The sequence below is a fragment of the Pararobbsia alpina genome (assembly GCF_965118125.1).
GTDB classification, from domain to species: domain Bacteria; phylum Pseudomonadota; class Gammaproteobacteria; order Burkholderiales; family Burkholderiaceae; genus Pararobbsia; species Pararobbsia alpina_A.
Genome location: NZ_OZ221287.1, coordinates 2,312,730 through 2,331,059, shown reverse-complemented (window position 1 = coordinate 2,331,059; position 18,330 = coordinate 2,312,730). Strand labels below are relative to the sequence as shown.

17 protein-coding genes are annotated in these 18,330 nt (G+C 61.6%); 3 read left to right on the top strand and 14 right to left on the bottom strand.

What is annotated here, in order from left to right:
• Positions 1-98 precede the first annotated feature (98 nt).
• Positions 99-959, top strand: a complete 861-nt coding sequence (gene folD, locus ACMFWR_RS10165) for a bifunctional methylenetetrahydrofolate dehydrogenase/methenyltetrahydrofolate cyclohydrolase FolD (protein ID WP_413191554.1) — start codon at positions 99-101, stop codon at positions 957-959.
• Positions 960-1,214: 255 nt separating this feature from the next.
• Positions 1,215-3,380, top strand: a complete 2,166-nt coding sequence (locus tag ACMFWR_RS10160) for a M3 family metallopeptidase (RefSeq protein ID WP_413191553.1) — start codon at positions 1,215-1,217, stop codon at positions 3,378-3,380.
• A 166-nt stretch (positions 3,381-3,546) separates the two neighbouring features.
• On the opposite strand, the gene ACMFWR_RS10155 is transcribed toward ACMFWR_RS10160, so the two are convergent.
• A complete protein-coding gene (locus tag ACMFWR_RS10155; protein WP_413191552.1) occupies positions 3,547-4,827 on the bottom strand; it encodes an amidohydrolase family protein in 1,281 nt (426 codons plus the stop codon).
• Positions 4,828-6,477: 1,650 nt separating this feature from the next.
• Between ACMFWR_RS10155 and ACMFWR_RS10150 the strand changes: the two genes are divergently transcribed.
• The gene (locus ACMFWR_RS10150) at positions 6,478-7,026 is read left to right on the top strand and encodes a hypothetical protein (protein ID WP_413191551.1); all 549 of its coding nucleotides are present in this window, start codon (positions 6,478-6,480) and stop codon (positions 7,024-7,026) included.
• Positions 7,027-7,071: 45 nt separating this feature from the next.
• Here the strand turns inward: ACMFWR_RS10150 and ACMFWR_RS10145 are convergent, their stop codons facing one another.
• From ACMFWR_RS10145 to ACMFWR_RS10085, 13 genes are all read right to left on the bottom strand, one after another.
• The gene (locus tag ACMFWR_RS10145) at positions 7,072-7,815 is read right to left on the bottom strand and encodes an IpaD/SipD/SspD family type III secretion system needle tip protein (RefSeq protein WP_413191550.1); all 744 of its coding nucleotides are present in this window, start codon (positions 7,813-7,815) and stop codon (positions 7,072-7,074) included.
• Positions 7,816-7,849: 34 nt separating this feature from the next.
• Positions 7,850-8,962 carry a hypothetical protein gene (locus ACMFWR_RS10140; protein ID WP_413191549.1) on the bottom strand — a complete coding sequence of 371 codons (1,113 nt, stop codon included), beginning with the start codon at positions 8,960-8,962 and terminating at the stop codon, positions 7,850-7,852.
• 105 nt (positions 8,963-9,067) lie between these two features.
• The gene (gene sctE / locus ACMFWR_RS10135; RefSeq protein ID WP_413194845.1) at positions 9,068-10,186 is read right to left on the bottom strand and encodes a type III secretion system translocon subunit SctE; all 1,119 of its coding nucleotides are present in this window, start codon (positions 10,184-10,186) and stop codon (positions 9,068-9,070) included.
• Between the two features lie 211 nt (positions 10,187-10,397).
• Positions 10,398-11,060, bottom strand: a complete 663-nt coding sequence (locus ACMFWR_RS10130; RefSeq protein ID WP_413191548.1) for a SycD/LcrH family type III secretion system chaperone — start codon at positions 11,058-11,060, stop codon at positions 10,398-10,400.
• Positions 11,061-11,084: 24 nt separating this feature from the next.
• Positions 11,085-12,215, bottom strand: a complete 1,131-nt coding sequence (locus tag ACMFWR_RS10125) for an EscU/YscU/HrcU family type III secretion system export apparatus switch protein (RefSeq protein WP_413191547.1) — start codon at positions 12,213-12,215, stop codon at positions 11,085-11,087.
• Positions 12,212-13,000, bottom strand: a complete 789-nt coding sequence (gene sctT, locus ACMFWR_RS10120) for a type III secretion system export apparatus subunit SctT (protein ID WP_413191546.1) — start codon at positions 12,998-13,000, stop codon at positions 12,212-12,214. The genes ACMFWR_RS10125 and sctT overlap by 4 nt, the downstream gene beginning before the upstream one ends.
• 12 nt (positions 13,001-13,012) lie before the next feature.
• A complete protein-coding gene (locus ACMFWR_RS10115) occupies positions 13,013-13,282 on the bottom strand; it encodes a flagellar biosynthetic protein FliQ (RefSeq protein WP_413191545.1) in 270 nt (89 codons plus the stop codon).
• 18 nt (positions 13,283-13,300) lie between these two features.
• Positions 13,301-14,044, bottom strand: a complete 744-nt coding sequence (locus tag ACMFWR_RS10110) for an EscR/YscR/HrcR family type III secretion system export apparatus protein (protein WP_413191544.1) — start codon at positions 14,042-14,044, stop codon at positions 13,301-13,303.
• A 10-nt stretch (positions 14,045-14,054) separates the two neighbouring features.
• Positions 14,055-15,101, bottom strand: coding sequence for a FliM/FliN family flagellar motor switch protein (locus tag ACMFWR_RS10105; RefSeq protein WP_413191543.1), 1,047 nt, complete (start codon positions 15,099-15,101; stop codon positions 14,055-14,057).
• Positions 15,102-15,121: 20 nt separating this feature from the next.
• On the bottom strand, positions 15,122-16,114 hold the full coding sequence (locus tag ACMFWR_RS10100; protein WP_413191542.1) for a hypothetical protein: 993 nt from the start codon (positions 16,112-16,114) through the stop codon (positions 15,122-15,124).
• Positions 16,093-16,563 (bottom strand): hypothetical protein, encoded by a 471-nt coding sequence (locus tag ACMFWR_RS10095; protein WP_413191541.1) that lies wholly within the window; start codon positions 16,561-16,563, stop codon positions 16,093-16,095. The genes ACMFWR_RS10100 and ACMFWR_RS10095 overlap by 22 nt, the downstream gene beginning before the upstream one ends.
• Entirely contained in the window at positions 16,547-17,929 is a 1,383-nt protein-coding gene (locus ACMFWR_RS10090; RefSeq protein ID WP_413191540.1) for an EscN/YscN/HrcN family type III secretion system ATPase, read from the bottom strand. Before ACMFWR_RS10090 ends, ACMFWR_RS10095 begins: the two co-directional genes overlap by 17 nt.
• The gene (locus ACMFWR_RS10085) at positions 17,926-18,324 is read right to left on the bottom strand and encodes a hypothetical protein (protein WP_413191539.1); all 399 of its coding nucleotides are present in this window, start codon (positions 18,322-18,324) and stop codon (positions 17,926-17,928) included. Before ACMFWR_RS10085 ends, ACMFWR_RS10090 begins: the two co-directional genes overlap by 4 nt.
• Positions 18,325-18,330: the final 6 nt, after the last annotated feature.

The following is an 18,330-nucleotide window of genomic DNA, read 5'->3' as shown; positions in this document are numbered from 1 at the left end:
GCACGTCGCCGGCCGCGCGTGCTGGCGCGCCGTGTCAGGTTGCGCGCGGCTATAATGTCGGGCTTCGATTCGCCCTACTTTCCGAGCCCCTCGCGCCCATGACTGCACAGCTCATCGACGGTATCGCCCTTTCCAAGCAAATCCGCGCCGACGTCGCGCAACGTGCCGCCGCGCTGACCGCGCGTGGCCACCAACCCGGCCTCGCCGTCGTGCTCGTCGGCGAGAACCCCGCCAGCCAGGTCTATGTGCGCAACAAGATCAAGGCGTGCGAGGACAACGGCTTCCACTCCATCTGCGACCGCCTTCCGGCCGATCTGACCGAAGAAGCGCTGCTTCAGCGCGTCGACGAGCTCAATCGCGACCCCAAGGTGCACGGCATCCTCGTTCAGCTGCCGCTTCCCAAGCACATCGACGCGCACAAGGTCATCGAATCCATCGCTCCGGAGAAGGATGTCGACGGCTTCCATATCGCGAATGCCGGCGCGCTGATGACCGGTCAGCCGCTGTTCCGGCCTTGCACGCCCTATGGCGTCATGAAGATGTTCGAAGCTTATGGTGTCGAGCTCGCCGGCGCGAACGCCGTCGTGATCGGCCGATCGAATATCGTGGGCAAGCCCATGGCGATGCTGCTCGTCAACGCCGGCGCAACGGTCACGATCTGCAACAGCAAGACGCGCGATATGGGCGCATTCACGCGCGCCGCTGACATCGTGATTGCCGCAACGGGTCAGCGCAATTTGCTGACGGCGGACATGGTCAAGCCGGGCGCGACCGTCATCGACGTCGGCATGAATCGCAATGATGAAGGCAAGCTCTGCGGCGACGTCGACTTCGACGGCGTGAAAGAGGTGGCAGGTCTTATTACCCCGGTGCCTGGCGGCGTCGGACCGATGACGATCACGATGCTGCTCGTCAATACGATTGAATCGGCCGAGCGTACGGCATCGGCTGCTGCATAAGTTGCTGCATAAGTCGCTGCATAAGTAGTCTCTGCATCAACCCGCATCGACGCGCACAATCACCGCGTTCGACACAAACTATTGGCATCGGCGGGACGCTTTACCCGACCATTGAGAAACGGGCAAACGCCCCCCAAGTAAGATCGGGCGCACGCGGGGCGCGCGTCCGGATCGCACCGCGGCACCCCGCGGCGCGAATGCTTGCAGGGCGTCGATCACGCCCGATCTCGGCAGACTATTACGAACAGGACGACCATGAACGCAGCCAATCCGCTTCTCGATTTCTCCGATCTGCCGCGCTTTGCCCACGTCCGCCCCGAACACGTGACGCCAGCGATCGACGCGCTGCTGGCCGACGCACAAACGGCTGTCGACAAAGTCGCGGCCGCCGACACGCCCGCGACGTGGGACGACGTCGTGACGACGCTCGAGCGCACGACAGAGCCGTTTGCACGTGCATGGGGCGTGATCGGACACCTGAATGGCGTGGCCGACACGCCTGAGCTGCGCAAGGTCTATGGTGAAAACCTGCCGCGCGTCACGGAATTCTGGTCCAGCGTGGGTCAGAACCTCGCACTCTACGAAAAGTACAAAGGCATTGCTGCAGGCTCGGCCTACGCGGACCTGTCACCCGCGCGTCGCAAGGTCATCGACGACGCGCTGCGCGATTTTCGCCTCTCGGGCGCAGAGCTGCCCGAAGATCGCAAGCCGCGTTTCGCCGAGATCCAGGAACGGCAGGCCGAGCTCGGCAAGGCGTTTTCGGACCACGTGCTCGATGCAACAAACGCCTACGCCTACTGGGTCACGAACGAATCGGAACTTGCGGGCCTGCCCGAAGATGTTCGCGATGCCGCGCACGAGGCGGCCTCGCGCGATGCCGATCCGAAGCGTCAGGCAGGATGGAAATTCACGTTGCACTTCCCGTCGTATTTCCCGGTCCAGCAGTACGCCGAACACCGCCCGCTTCGCGAAGCCATGTATCGCGCGTATGTGACGCGCGGTTCGGAACTGGGCGTCCAGTACGGCGACGGCAAGCCTGAATGGGACAACACCGAGATCCTGCGCGAACAGCTGGCGCTGCGTCAGGAAGAAGCGCAGATGCTCGGCTACCGGAACTTCGCCGAAGTGTCGCTCGCGCCCAAGATGGCCGAGTCGCCCGCTCAGGTTGTTGCCTTCCTTGAGGATCTCGCGAAGCGCGCGCGCTCGCATGCCGAAAGCGACTGGCTTGAGTTGCGTGCGTTCGCCGCGACGGAGCTGGGCATTGCCGAACTCGAGCCGTGGGATATCGCGTATGCCTCGGAAAAGCTGCGGCAGAAGCGCTACGCGTTCTCCGAGCAGGAAATCAAACAATACTTCCCCGAGCAAGCCGTACTTCAAGGCCTGTTCAACGTCGCGCAGTCGCTGTTCGGTGTCTCGATCCGGCCGGATCAGGCAGAAACGTGGCACCCGGACGTGCGCTTTTTCCGCATCGAAAATCCGGACGGCAAGCTCGTCGCGCAGTTCTACCTCGACCTGTACGCTCGCGAAGGCAAGCGTGGTGGCGCGTGGATGGACGACGCGCGCTCGCGCCGCAAACTCCCCGGTGGATCGACCCAGACGCCGGTCGCCTATCTGAACTGCAACTTCTCGGCGCCGGTCGGCGGCAAGCCCGCGTTGTTCACGCACGACGAAGTCATCACCCTGTTCCACGAGTTCGGCCACGGTATCCACCACATGCTGACGGCGGTCGACGAACTCGCCGTGTCGGGCATCAATGGCGTCGAATGGGATGCGGTCGAGCTGCCGTCGCAGTTCATGGAGAACTTCTGCTGGGAATGGGATGTGTTGACGTCGATGACGTCGCATGTCGACACAGGCGCACCGCTGCCGCGCGCGCTCTACGACAAGATGGTCGCGGCGAAGAATTTCCAGAGCGGCCTGCAGACGCTGCGCCAGATCGTGTTCTCGATGTTCGACATGCGCGTGCACACGCAGGATCCGAAACAGCTGACGACACAGATCGACCCGATTGACGGCTCGGCCGCAACGACTGTCGATACCGCGGCAGAGGGCGTGCTCCAGACGATCACCGAAATCGCGCGGGACGTGAACGAGCAGTATCACGTCATTCCGCAATCGCCGATTTCGCGCTGGCCGAATACGTTCAGCCATATCTTTGCGGGCGGCTACGCGGCGGGGTACTACAGCTACAAGTGGGCCGAGGTGCTGTCGGCGGATGCGTACGCGGCCTTCGAGGAAGCGGCGAGCGCTGCACACACGAGCGTGCTCGACGCGACGACGGGTGCACGGTATCGCGCTGAAATCCTCGAGGTTGGCGGCAGCCGTCCGGCAATGGAGTCGTTTAAGGCGTTCCGCGGTCGTGAGCCGCGTATCGACGCACTGCTGCGGCACAACGGCATGACCGAGGAAGTCGCTCACTAAGCACGACGCCTGGAGCAGATCCGGCCACCCGGTGTGGGTGGCCGGTTGCATGTGTGGCCGGGAAACCGTCGGGCGTGGGGATTGCGCCGGCGTGGGATTGCCCAGGCGTACGGCTTGCGGGGCGTCGCACGCCCACGCTCCCGGACCGACGCGGATCGAATGGCGATCAGCCGTGCCTGCGCAACCGAAAATCCACCATCGAAGGACGGCCTTCGATCGATAGCGTCGATCGATTCGCTGGCGCCCGGCTGATCACCTTGCCCCGCCGCATCACGAGCGTACGCGTCGCACGCAACCGGATCGCCTCGATCGGATCACGCGCATCGAGCATCACCAGATCCGCATGGCACCCGGGCGCGATGCCATACCCTTCGAGCCCCAGAATCCGCGCCGGCGTGTCCGTCACGGCACGGAAGCACGCCTTGCTGGCTTCGACGCCGGTCATCTGTGCGACGTGCAGGCCCATGTGCGCGACTTCGAGCATGTCGCCCGACCCAAAGCTGTACCAGGGATCCATGGCACAGTCCTGCCCGAAGGCCACCTCGATGCCGGCCGCGAGCATCTCGGGTACGCGCGTCATGCCGCGCCGCTTCGGATACGTATCCGAGCGCCCCTGAAGCGTGATGTTGATCAGCGGGTTGGCGATCGCAGCAACGCCCGACTCCCTCATGAGCGGCAGCAGCTTGCTCACGTAGTAGTTGTCCATCGAATGCATCGACGTCAGATGCGAACCTGTCACGCGGCCCTGCATGCCGAGACGGTGGGTCTCGGCAGCCAGGGTTTCGACATGCCGGGACATCGGATCGTCCGACTCGTCACAATGCATATCGACACGCAGCCCCTTCCCCGCTGCATATTCGCAAAGCAGACGCACGGATTCGGCGCCCTCGCTCATGGTCCGCTCGAAGTGCGGTATGCCGCCCACTACGTCCACACCCCGGTCAATCGCCCGCTTGAGGTTCTCGAACGCACCGGCGCTGCGCAGCACGCCGTCCTGTGGAAAGGCGACAAGCTGCAAATCGAGGTAAGGTGCCACGCGCCGTTTGACGTCGAGCAAGGCGTCGACCGCGAGCAGCCGCGGATCGCAGACGTCGACGTGGGAGCGCACCGCAAGCAGGCCTCGCGCCACGGCCCAGTCACAATATTGGAGCGCGCGCCCGGCGATCGCCTCCTGTGTCAGCTCGGGTTTGAGTTCGCTCCACAGCGCAATGCCCTCGAGCAGCGTGCCTGACTGATTGACTCTCGGCAAGCCATACGACAGCGTCGCATCCATATGGAAATGCGCATCGACGAACGGCGCCGAAACCAGGGCGCCCTCTGCATCAATTTCTTCCGCGCCCACGGCGGCGAGGCACGGCCCGACCGCCTGGATCTTTGAGTCCTGAATCCCGATATCGATGTCTTCGCGCCCGTCCGCGAGCGTTGCATGCCGGATCACACAATCCATCGTTGTCTCCCATGGGGACTGCTGTGCTTTGCCAATTGAAGCGTGCCGAGTGCCATGCGCGTTGCTTGCGACATCTGCGGCGAGTGAGCCGGTCCACTCTCCCGCCCGGCCATCCGTCCCTTCCAGGGCGTCCTGGCGTGAGGTGATGTGGCAGGTGCATTGTACGGGGCGCACCGCACACGTCAAAAAGCGACCGTCCGCGTTTGCTGTATGCCGGGGGTGCGCACTGCCGCCGCTGAACATCGACGAGGCTCAAGGCCACTGATGACGCCCTGTTCAACCGGTTCTTTGCTTGAGCTGTCTCATTCCGGCCGATTCGGAATATCGGCGGCGCCTCGGCTGAACTTCAATACGGTTCCTTTCCGACAAAAAGTCGGAGTTTTCCTAACCCACTACCTGCGCCAGAACGCATATCGTGTAGCCGTGGTCGAAGCGTGTCTGCCTTGGTTTCATTTCTGGTGAGATCGAGGCGACGCAGTGTCACACAGCGACGGCTGACATCTCGGGGCGATGCCGTTTCGAATCGGTGTGGGGATCAATACAACAACTATGGACGCACAACATGGAATGCCCTGACGACGAGGGGATGGCTCCGATCGACTGGTCAACGATCTTCGAGTTTGATGTCGACCGCATGAGACTGCGCAACGCACAGACCGGTCGCCAATGTGCTCTCACACGCAATGAAGCGTTGCTGCTCGAAGCGCTCGTTTCAGGTGTCTGCGCGAAATCCGACCTCATCGATGAAGTATGGACGCGCCACGGTACGGTCGTCACTGAAAACAGCTATTACCAGCTGGTATCGCTGCTACGCAAAAGCTTCGCTTCCATCGATCTCGCAGGCATGCTGGTCACCGTACCTCGCAGGGGGCTCACCTTGACTGAGGCTTCTGACGAAACGGCCTCGCGGGCGTTCGATGCCGATTGCACTACGCGTCATCATGCCGTCCGGCATCGCCCGGCGCTATCGGCCGGTGGGCGCCTGCCTGACATAGTCACGGATAGGTGTTCGACTTCTGGCGCCGGCTCACCGAGCGGCGATCGTGCAGGCAGCGACCCGCAAACGAGTACGGCTACGGCCACGTCCACTGCTACCGCCGAAGCAGTGGCAAACCAGGCCCACGCAAAAGGCGATGCATCGCCCGACGAATCGCTCGACGACCGAGTCGTCGCATCGAACGCATCGTGCCACTCCAACACGACTAACGAGATTGGACGCAACAATCCATCGACGCACCGACCAGTGGGCCAGAGGGCATATGCACCAGTCTGGCATCGTTGGCGCCCTGTATCTGCAAAACGCTTCCGCACGACCCTTGGCTTTGCAAGCGGTGGCGTCGCGCTCGTGTTCGCCGTTGTGTTCGCCTTTGTCGCGCCTTCCGTTCGGCATTCCGCGTCAACGGTCGTGACGACCGAGCCCTACTCGACGTCACGAACATCGAATCCATCGGGAATGTCTGTCGTCATCGGCGATGGCGTCGCGCTTCACTATTCACATATCCCCGTCGAAACGGCACTGCGTGTCTGGCGCGATATTGAGGCCCGCGTGGATATTCCCCAAGAGCAGCATGCCTACCTCGCGCTAACCGTGTTTCGAAACCGATACGCTTTACTTTCTTGCAGTGCAGCCCCCGAACTTCCGACAGTACGATGCGCCACCATCACAGAATCGCTTTAATCGTGTGTGGCGTGCTGGCGGTCGGGATGTGGGGTGCCCGGGCATTCGATGCGCAACGCAGCGCGCCGAATGAGGCCTGCCACGCGCGGCTGACCACGCTTGAAAGTCCGCGCATCGCTCGCTCGGGCCACTCGGTTCAGTTCGATGGGACGCTGCTCTTTCGACCGACAAGCCTTTATGTCGACGGCACGCTCGACACGGGCGATCACATTTACCGACTCAATCGTCTCATCAACTGGAAGCGTGAATGGTTTGCGTCGTCGTATCGCATCGAGACGACGCATCGCTATTTCGGCGACGGCGTGCCTGTCGATGTCGCGTCGCAGCTACCTGTTTTTGGAGAACCACAAATCGACCTTCAATTTATCAAGATCAACCCCTGGCTTTATAGCGTCTTTTCGAACGATGTGTTTGTCACGTACTGCCGAAAAATGCCGGAGATCGACGCGAAGACATCTGATCCCCTTCATATAAAAGACCGACAGAGCGACATGCCCCTCCCGGCGAGCCCTACACCGTGAAGCATGTAATGCGGGACGGCGCCCGCAGGGTGCCGTCCCGATACCCTATCTTGCGGCTTGCGCGCAGATGTCTTGAAACGATTTAACTATGCCACTGAACACCTCGCGAAAATTGTTATACATCGCCAGACCGTTTCGGGCGAGCTCAGTCAACAATCCGTTTTCGGTTTCAATCTGCTGTTGCTGCGTCGTGAACGTCGTATTGAACGCCTGGTACTGACCCACCAGCCAATCGACTTTGCCGTCGGTCCCGGGCTTCGCGTCGGCAATCGCGCCGAGCATGGTTTCGAGCGGCTCCACGTTGAACATCACGGTACCGGTGCCGTCTCCATTGTCTCGAACAGGAAGACGCCACTTCTCACCCATTCGCTCGATCTGCGCAAGCGGTCCAGGGCCGAAGACGGAGCGATCCTTGTAGTCCGCCAGCAATCGCTCAAGTTCAGTCTTCACGGCTTTGACATCGAGCTTGATGTGATTCGCATCGGACCCCGCCGATGTCGCGGGTCCTATTAACGCCATCAGATGACTGACGTCTTCAAAGTACCGCTGATATTCTTTCAGCGCCTTTGCCGGCGGCTCAGCGACTTGGGAATTTATCTGGTCAAGTGCATCGACCAGCATCTGAAACGTGGAATGGGTTTGCCCAACGTCTGAGTTCTCCGCGTTACTGCTAGCAAGCGCGGAGTCGCCGGAACGGATGTCCGGGGTCGCATCGCTGCGCGTTCGCAAATCACGCTCGCCCCGCGGCGCGACAAGTCCAACGCTTTGATAACTGGGCGCGGAGTTCATGGCCATTGTCATTGAGAGTCCTCGAGGATTGCGGTTACATATGACCTGCAACGGCCTGGCCGACACGCTCGGATGACCGAAGCGCCTCGGCGATCGTCGAAATGCAACGGCCTGAAGCATCGCGCGTGACGCGCGAATCATCGCTCAACGAGGCGTTGACCGCGGTCGTGTTTTCAGCCGCTGTCCTGCTCATCTCACTGTTCGCACGATCCTGCGCGGCAGCGATCTGCATGCCGCTGCCCAGCACGTGGCCCGCAGCCATTGCGCACGTGCTGAACGCGCTACCCGAGGCGCCGTAGCGCGCCGCGCTGAGTTCGAGCTGATCTGCCCTTTGCAGCATGTCTTCCCTTTGCGCGTCCGACAGCGTTGGCGTCGACGCCGGCTCTGACGCTGACGTGGCGGACACTGAAGGGGTGGACGGTGCCGCAGCAGTCGGCGGCGCTCCATCCGCGTCGCGCTGCGCGTGGACGAATTGCCCCGTGCGGTCTGCCGATGCGTTTGCACCAGAAGGTTGACCGCCTGACACTGGCGACCGCGACGACAACGCGTTGTCGAGTTCGTCCATGGGCCGCACGGCTGAAGATTGCGACGGCTGTCGCCCGGACGAAAGCAAGGCGATGTCGTCTGCCTGCTGAGTCGAAAAAGGCGAGCCATTCATCACCGGTATCTCACGCTCAGGAGACGAGGATGGCAACGCCGCCTTCCGTGCTGACTGTTCGAGTTCGCCGCGCAATGACACACTCTCCTGTCGGTTCACAGTACCTTTGTATTGCGACAGCCCCCCCATCGCAGACATGCCCGCGATGGCGCCCAGGCTCAGGAACGCCGCGCCCAGTTCCTTATTGGCGGACGAGATCGTTTCCTCCTTGCGCTGATTGTTCTGCTCTTGCGCGAGAATCGAAAAGCCCGCGCTTCGCTGCTTTGCCGTGGTCTGCGAGATTTGCAGCGTTTTGACGATCAGGGCAAGCAGGCAGATAAAGGTTTCAAAAGAAGACGTTTCAGCGGAGGACAATGGATCTGCCTGAGCACTGTCCACCGTTTCAAGGCGCCGCCATTGCGGGTCATCCCACTCGGCTTGAGCTTCCACCTTCGGTGCGTGGGGAATCATGCCGGGAAGCACCGGATGAAATTGCACGGCTGTAGTCATGTCGCTCTCCTTACAAAATAAGCTGAATCCAGAGGACCAGCAATTGGGCTTCACCCAAAATGCGCACTAACACGTGCATTCACGCGTTACGGCAAACGTTTTGCCTCATGCCGCGCGAAACATCCCACGAGCGATGCTGGCACTAACCCGTCGCTCTTGCGTCAGGATGTCGCTCGCACTCTCGATCAAGGCGGTCGCCCGTTCCAGCGACTCGGAATAAAGCTCAGTGACGTCCTTGAGCACATCTTCAAGGGTGTGTGACGACGTGTTGAGCTGCGAATAGGACGCCTGCGAGATCATGGCTTTCCGATTTGCCGACGCAACGACGACCCCGCTTGCGCCAATGACTGTCGGTGTCAGCGTCTGAGTCACGATGGCCGCTCGCTCCCAACGCAACGCTGCAGCCGCGACCCTGTCTGCATCTCCGCACACTCGCTGAAGCATGGTGTCGACGAGGCGCTTGCAGAGCGCCGTCGTCTGTTGCCCTGCAGATCGCAGCGCCGAAGGCAACACGCGCGCAGCGCTTGCCGAGAGTCGCTCCGCGACGTTCGACACCAGCGGCCCGATCCTCTTTGACAACGCCTTGAACGCGCTCGGACTGACGAGCGTCAGCACGATGACACCGACCATGACGGTGACAGCGGCGATCCAGTGTGCAACGTTCTCTGCCTTGTCCTTTGCGGTGCCACACCATTCGAGACACTTCGCGATCAGCTCGCCCAGCTTCGTCACGATCGGCGAAAGTACGGCATTGACCGCGGTGGCAATCGGCGACTTCCCTGTCGCCGACTCGACGATCTGATCTGCGATGGTCACCGCCACCATCGCCACCGCGATCGCCAGCGAAGCACCGCCGGTGAAGACTGCCGAAATCAGGCTGACAATCGTCACGATCCACGTCAACAGCTTGCTGACCCAGCCAAGATGTTTCTGGATTTTCGACGCATGCTCGATTTGCTCGGCAGCCTGTTTCGCCTGCGACAACGCTTCGTCGCGTTGGGCGTTGAGCATCTGGGTCACAAATGTCGACGTCTGCGACATCTGCGTGAGGTTCATTTCACTCACAAGCTGCTGGAACTGCAGCACGAGCGCTACCAGTTCCATCGCACCCGTCAACGGTTGTTCTCCTCGCTCCGTATCGGTCGCCGACACGACAAACGATGGAGCGGAGATCGCACCGCTCTCCGGCCGATATGCCGATACGGGCCTGGCACCCTCGACCATGTCATCCAATGCCTTTCGTTGCACAAACCACGCCTCAGGGATGGGTGATTTTGTAACAGACTCCACACAAGACGCCGTAGTTACCCCACTCACGCGGGCTTGGGCAACCGAGTGCAGAGCGTCGCGCTCTGCGACACGCGCGGTTTGAGGCCGCGCTGTATTCAGTGCCCATGGCATCCCTCTGCCCGAATTGGGCAACGAAACGGTCGAATCACTCATCCCTATCTCCGATCACATCAGACTGAAACGGACCCGCAGGCATCATGTCGTCGCGCTGCGGGGGGCCACCTATCGAAACCAGGTACGCATCAGCGCGCTCCCTGAGCACCCCGTCATCTGTCTCGGCGAGCACATAGGCAAAGCACTCGCGAGCGTCTTCGATTTCCCCGAGCTTCAGAAAGCATTGCCCCGCGTGGAACACCGGAGTGGGATCGGTAAAGCCCAGACGCATCGCCACGCCGTAAAGATCAATGGCCTGTCGATGCCGCCCCTGCAGTTGAAACACAGCGGCAAGCCCCATCGCGTAGTCAGCGTTGTAGAAATCGTAAAGACAGAGGAAGCGGAAAAACGCTTCGGCTTCATCAAGACGCCCTTGTTGATAGAACTCGTAGGCGTAGGCATGAATGCCATTCATGACCTGTGCAGGAATCGCTGGCAACTCCCGCAACGAAGAGCCCGCCTGAAGTGCATCGGTATGCCGCATCTCCGCCTCTTCGATACCGCCAGGTGCTGTTGACCCGACGGCACACGAACGGTTGCTAGCAGGTACGCCGTCGTCGTCGCATGAAGCCGAATCATCGCTAGGCCGGTGCATCACTGTGGTTTTCTCTCCTGTTGCCTCATCGACTTCGGATGCGAAGTCGGTGCCACGCATCCGCCGCATATTCGACACCCAACTCTATGTTCGGCATTCCGGACCGGCTTGCATAAACTCATCATGATTGCCTTGAGCATCGCCAGCGCCAACGATTTCTTTCGACTCCGTTGCCGGGGCATCCGTCATTTGGGCGTTCTCGACATCGGCCAGCCATGTCACGATGCGCAGCAGCTCGTCGACCACTGAGTCACTGACAAAGCCATAGCGGCGCGACGCCTGATAGACCGCTCTCGCGAGGCGACGGTTGCGAATGACCGGAACGCCAATCGATTCGGCGTAGTCGATAACGGCAAGCGCGCGACGGTTCGTCTCCCGCACCGACACAAACGGCCATGCGATCAGCGTCTCGTTGAAATAGATACCCACCGCGATATGCGTCGGGTTGGCGAGTACGAACCTCGAATCGGAAATGTCGTGACGCGTCTGCGCATCGAGCAATTCGAACAGCAAGTCTCTGCGGCGCGCGCGCACTTCGGGCTTACCCTCGTGATCCCGCATTTCCTGCTTGACCTCACGCTTTTCCATGCGGAGTTCGCGTGTATGCAAGCGGCGCTCGCAGAATGCATGCAGCAGGCACACAGGAAGCACGCACGCAAGCGTCACCGAGAGCGGCACGACAACGATGTGCATCCACAGCGCCTTGCCACTCGCCGGGTCCGCCAGCACAAGCCCGAAGACATCGCGGCCGCACAAGTGCGCGAAGATCCTGACGGCAGTGCCCGCGGCCGCGCAATAAGCGAGCGCACAGACCAACTGGTTAATTGAACGCAACGAGAAGATGCGCCCGAAACCCTTGATCGGGTCGAGACGGCTGATGTCCGGCACGAGTGCCTCAGAGGCGAGTTCGAATCTGCTCGCGCACAGCGAGAAAGCGGCCGGCGTGACAACCACAATCACGAGCAAGGGTGCGACGATTCCAATCGCCGCAGTGGCGCAATCGTGAATCAACGCATGCACATTCAACCTGGCAGCGTCGCCTCGCATATGACGAAGCGGAGCGAGCAACGCTGACCAATCCGTGCCTGCTGTCAGCCACGCAATACCCATACTGAGCGAAATCCAGTCGCACAGATCGCGCGGATTGAACACCTGGCCTTTTTTTGCGGCCTCACGGCGTTTGTGTTCGGTCGGCAGCTCGGTCTTTTCGCTCATGGTGCAAACCGCAATCCGTGCATCGCCTCTCCGAGCGCGCCAAACAGACGTGAGACGGCCGGGCCGAAGTAAAGGACAAAAACCACGAAGGCCACGAGACTTTTGATGGAAAACGCAAGCGCGAAGATGCCCATTTGGGTCGCGAACCGTGACAACGTCCCGAGCACGACCTCGGTCAGAAACATCGCGGCCACGACAGGACCGCTCAAACGCAATGCGTCGCGCGAGAGCACATCAAGAAACCGGATGTAGGCCAACCAGTCGATCGACGGACCGCGTTGCGCACCAAACTCTAAGTAGCTGCGATCCAGCGTTTCAAGAATGATCCGCATGCCATCATTCGCCAAAAACGCCGCGGTTGCGAAGACACTCATGAACGCACCGAACGTCGAGACTTCGACACCATGCGCCGGGTCGAGCACATCGCTCAGCGTCGCGCCACGCTGGTTGTCGATCAGCTCTCCGGCGCCCATGCAAATCCAGAATGGCATCGCGAGTGTCACGCCAATCGAGATGCCAATACCCCCTTCGCGTGCGATCTGACCGAGAAGCGCTCCGACGTTGTCAGGCAAACCCGCCGACGCGGCCCGGATCGACGGCCATAGCGCGATTGCGACGACAATCACCAGCGACTGGCGCAGGACGCCCCGGCCCAGCACGCGTTCGTTGAAGAACGGAAGCATCAGACACACGGGCGCGACGCGTGCATAAGCGAGTGCGAGCCGAATCAAGGCCTGCCCTTGCCCGTGAACCCATGCCGGCGCCCACCCGGCGATGTCAATCATGGGGTGCCGTCCCTACCATGAGCCCGTCGGCCGAAGCGCAAGCCTGACCAGTTCGGTCGACCAGATGATCAAAGTCTTCCCCGCCCAACCCGACCCGATGTAGACGCATACACCAACGCCGAAGAGTTTGAACCCAAACGGCAACGTCTGCTCCTGCAATTGAATGACCGTCTGCATGGCTCCAACGAGCAGGCCAATGGCGGTCGCGATGACGACGGGCCAGGCCGACAGCTCGACTACGAGCCAGATCGCCTGCTGCCCCGCGTGGATGATTTCGTTCATGGATAGCGGCGATGTGGCTCATGGATGAGCGATGTAGGCGTCAACGAGCCCCCGGCCGAGCATCGACCAGCCATCCATGGCAATGAACAACACGAGCTTGATCGGAATCGAGATCGACACGGGACTCATCATCATCATGCCAAGTGCCAGCAATACGCTGGACACAACAAGATCGATAACTACGAACGGCAGATACAAATAAAATCCCATCCGGAATGCATCGTCGAGTTCACTCAATGCGTATGCCGGAAGCAAAGCAAACAGCGAAGCGTCCTCGGGTGTCAGCGGCGTGGAAGTCACACGAGCCTGCGCCGCATCGGACGCGCCAGCACGCGCGCCTCCCGCTAAAACGCCGACTTCCGCTTCGTGCACCCCGCCCTCTGCTTGCTGTGATTCGAGGCGGGTCGACACGCCTTCGAAGTAGGCGAGCAGCGACGGATGGGTGTGACGAAACAGAAACTCGCGATACTCGCCAAGCCCTTCCGTCGAAAAGCGCTCGAGCTGCGTCCTGTCACTGATATCGAGTGGATGGTGCTGCAAATAAGCGTAGACACCCTGGGCAATGGGACACATGACAGCCATCGACAACATCAGTGAAATGCCGTTGAGTGTCATGTTCGACGGGACGTTCTGCAGCCCGATCGCGTTACGAACCAGCGACAGAACGATCGATATCTTGATAAAACACGTGGCGGTCGTCACGATAAACGGAACGAGCGATACCACCGCCAGGGTGGCGATCAACCCAAGTTCATTCTGCATTTGACGGCGCTCAGTTGACGAGATCGATACGTGTCACCTCGACCGCCAGTGCGCCGTCGACTTCAACGAGTTCGCCTTCGCCGATCGTCTGCTCCCCTGCGCGCAGCAGCACCGTGAAGCGCGGTTCCTGATCTGCACGCTGACGACTGCCACGCTGAATCGCGAATGCCGTGCCCGGACCCATCCGGCGCAAGTCCGCCAATTTCATGGTCACGCGATCCAGAACGAACTCGAGGTGAACCGGCAGGTCGTCCAGTCCGGGAGCTGGCAGAGGCTGCCCCTCGACCCTACCGCGCCCCGGAATGGTTCGTACGCCGGCGTCAGCGCCGGCTTCGGAATCCGCCTCGTCGTGCACATGCTCACGCGGTCCCATCGGGTCGTTCTCGCCGAACAGAATCAATTTGCAACACTCCTCTTCCATCGTGAACCTGCCAATTGCCGTGTACCCGATCCTGGCGAGCCAGTCGATCGACTGCACGAGAATCGCATCGCCACATTCAAGATCCCTGTACCGTTTGCGGGCCATGCAGCTGCGTCCCGCGCTGAGGGTCACGTCGACACGCAGCGCATCGCTCCACGCCGGCACCGGCATCCGCACTTCCATTGCCCCGGGCAACGCTTCGGGCCACGCGCGGATCGTGAGATACCACCCGGCGCTGGTACGTGCGACGACACACCACGAAGCCTGACGTGACGACTCGACCGCTTCGGCACGCCAATGACGCAACATGTGCATGCCCACCGTGACGCGCTGCGACTGAATGCTGTCCGCAAACCACGCAAGCAGATACATCGAATCGATCGCCTGAAACGCGATGCGTGCGTTTGCGCTCGTTCCCGGGCCCCACCCTGTGTCGACATCGACCGACACGTCGATACGTACGGATCCAAGCTCGACACTCGCGGCAATCGAGCGATGCGCATGCGGTCTGCGTTCATGCCACGCGTCGCAGCCCGACGCTTTCAATGCGGCTGCGAGCTGAATGCAACGGAGCTCGTCGCGGCCTCGGCATCGCATCAACCGGAGCACGCCCCGCGCGCCCTCATCCTGAGCCATCCCGCTTTGAGCTCGTTCCGTCACGATGCGCTGTGTCCGTGTGGCAACACAGCGGATTCCTCACCATCGATCCTCACCTCGCTGTCAAGACGATCACTGCCTTCGATCAAAGCGCTAAAGAGCCCCGCGTCTTCGGTCGCAATGTGAACGTTCGGCCTCAGTGCCGACGTATCGAGTTTCACCGTCGCGCTCGGCTGACCATTGAGTCCGGAGAAATTGAACGTGAATCCGACATCGTCATCGAGCAATACCGGCGGCGCTTGTCGGGACAGGCGAGTCTCCCGGCGCTGGGGCACCGGAGCCTGAGGGACATGCGCTTCGGCCGTGGGGAGTTGTCCGCCGTTGGGCGACCACGCAGGCGCAGCATTCGTTGCATCGCGCGCGAGCGTCGAATCCGGTGACGCATGATCGAGTGCGGATGCACCATTCCCATCCGTGCCATCTGCGTGTTGCGCCGACGATGCATATTCGTCGACGGACGGCAGGACTCCCCCACGATCACCCGCCAGCGTCGTTTCGCCAACGACGGCGGCACACATGTTTTCGCCGGCCCCCGCTCCCGCAGAAACTCCAACGACACCGTCAGCGAGACCGCATTCTGTTTGCCCCCCACGCTCCGGCTCGTTGTGGCTGCTGAACCGAAGTGCAGCGAAAGGTGATGCAAGACCTGAACACATCGGCGATTGCGTCGCACAGACTTGTTCATCTTCGTCACGTCCCGCTTCCTCGTCGCGTCTGTTCGCTTCAAGCGATGGGCGTTCAGTGACTTCGCGATCGATCTCTGCCGCGCCCGACACGGGCAATTGCGGGTTTTCGGATTCAGCCGGGCGCAGCGGCATTGAGCGCCCGGTCTCTCTCTCCCGCCCCGGATCGGCGACCGTGTTCGTCCGCCCCTCGAGCTTCGACCGCATGGCCTCGCGCACGCGTCGGTTCATGGACATCGCCTCGCTCGGCCAATCTCGGCGATCCTGCGAACGCGAATACGTTTCCATCACATCAGACAGTGCTTCCATGCATCCTCCTCAATCAGATCGTGTGCGCTGCGCAGGGTGACGAACTCCGCCCTGCGTCTGGCGATCGCAAACCACGCGTTCAGCCGATCGGCTCGTCGCCTCGCCGCTAACGCGGCGGCGCGGCTCGCGTCGACTTGAGCCTGGGCCCGTTCGATATCACTGTCGAGCAGCGCCACTTGGGCACTCGCTTCGTGCCATCGGTGCCGCAGTTGTCCCGCCTCATGCAGCAGCGCAAAGAGCCGGCGTTTGTCGACTGTGGCGCGAAGTTGAAAAAGCTCAAACAACGCGTCCCGGGCGACTTGTGCATCCGACACGTTCCGCGCTCGCTCGGCGACGAGCGCGTCATGGTGCTCGCGCGCGACCCTGACTGCTTTCAGGTGCGTCGTCGCACGATGCTCGACGCGCACGAGGAATGCACGGACGCGACGCAAATCAGGAGAGCGCGCCATCGATCGCCTTCCTCGTATCCGCCATCGTGGCCACCACGCCAGGAACCTGGGACAGCACGGCACGCAAGCGGGTCGCTGCCGCCAGCGCGTAGTCGTCCTCCGGTACGACGCCTGGCCTGTATTCCCCCATGTCGACGAGCATCGCGAGTTCCGCGGCACGAGCCAGCACGCGCCGCACACGGGTCGCCCGATCGAAATCCGCTTGCGTGCCCACGCGAGCGGCCACCCGGCTCACACTGCGACTCACGTCGACCGCCGGGTAGTGCCCCTCGCCGGCGAGCTGACGCGACAGCACCACGTGTCCATCGACGATGGACATGACCTCGTGTGCGATCGGATCGAGGGTGTCGTCGTCATCTGCGAGCACGGAGAAGAATGCGGTGATCGCACCCCGGCCTGCACACCCCGCGCGCTCGAGCAAACACGGAAGGCGCTCGAACACCGAGGCCGGATATCCGTGCCGCGCCGGCAACTCGCCCGCGCTCAGCGCGATCTCGCGCAACGCGCGCGCGTACCGCGTCAACGAATCCAGGATGAGGAGGACATGCAGTCCCTCGTCCCGAAAGTATTCGGCGACGGTCATCGCACTGCCTGCGGCTGCCACACGCTCGACCGCGGGTGCGTCCGATGTCGCTCTCACGAGCACGGTACGAGCTGGCCGCGGTCCCTCGCGAAGACGTTCGACGGTTTCTGACACCTCGCGTCCACGCTCGCCGACGAGGCACATGACGACCACATCGGCGCGGGGCGCGGACGCGATCATCTGCAGCAGCGATGTTTTCCCGACACCCGCGCCTGCAAGGACCACGACGCGCTGGCCAATGCCTGCGCCGAGCACACCATCGATGACCCGGACTCCGGTCTCGAAGGGCTCGACGACCGGGCGCTTTTCCACGGGATGCGTTGTCTCGACGACACGCGTTTGCTCCGCCGCGGTTTGAACCGGTGCTGCGTCGCCGATACCTGGGCCGACCGCGGTCACGACCGCGTCGACGGCATCTCCCACCGTGTGGTCTTCACCGACGAGATGGCCGCACACCGAACCATTTGCATCGATGACAGTACCGAGAAGCCCCCCGGAGACGCGAATGCAAAACGGACTGCCCGTCGGTTCAATCACCGCTGCTCGCGAAAGCCCGTGTGCCGTCCCGAGCAAGGCGAGGACAGCGCCATCGTCCGAAAAGCCGATAACTTGGGCACGACCGACGATGTGTCGGCTGCCCGCCTCGCTCCTGATCACACAGATCTCACCGATACAGACGTCGGTCAGCGACGCATCGATCACAGGTCCGCGGAGCCGGCGCAGGCGCGCCGCGCGCCTGACGGTTCGAGGCCAGATCGGCAGATTCGCGCCCGGGACACTCACGCAAGTGCCTCGACAAGCAGCCTGACACGGTTTTGAAAGCCTTCGAGCGCACGCATGAACGTCGCAGAATCCTCAAGGTAACCGGGACTCACCAACGCATAGAGGTCGACCATGCCAGAGCGTTTGAATACCGCCGGTGCACGACTTGCGATGAATTCAGACTGTTCGCTCACGCACGCCAGCACGGCGCCTGCAGCGCTTTCCCAGCGTTGATCGGTGACATCGAGTGCAGCGCTGAGCCAGACCTGCCCGTCGATCTGGTCGATCATGATCGAGGCCGTGTCGGCGAAGTCGAGCGCAATCGTCGAATGCGCCTCGAGCCCTGGAGATAACAACGATTGCCTCCCGACCGAACGCAACCCGTCTTCGAGCAAAGCAACAACGTCCACGTGCATGCATGA